Here is a 259-nt window from a genome sequence, read left to right on the forward strand (position 1 = left end):
GTATCGGGACCGCTCTGTGCCGGGGCGGTTTTGATTATTTCCATAGTCATCCCCCCTTAGCAGCTTTCGGCTTCAGTGATTAGCTTTTGCTTCAGCTCAAGCAGGTAGGCCCCTTCCCACACTGTGGTCTTTGGTCCTAACTTTGTACCGCGTTTGGCTTTGCCTGTTTTGGTCCAATTCCACCAGGTGGATAAACCAATGGAGTAAAACCGGGCGCAATCTCGAGCCCTGTACATGGCGGAAGGATTTATTGATTGTT

General features: G+C 50.6%; 1 protein-coding gene. It reads right to left on the minus strand.

What is annotated here, in order from left to right; translation table 11 throughout:
• Positions 1-56 precede the first annotated feature (56 nt).
• On the minus strand, positions 57-259 hold a 203-nt coding region (locus MO867_RS22985; RefSeq protein WP_252473473.1), incomplete at its 5' end, for a helix-turn-helix transcriptional regulator.

Source organism: Microbulbifer okhotskensis, assembly GCF_023895975.1.
Taxonomy (GTDB): domain Bacteria; phylum Pseudomonadota; class Gammaproteobacteria; order Pseudomonadales; family Cellvibrionaceae; genus Microbulbifer; species Microbulbifer okhotskensis.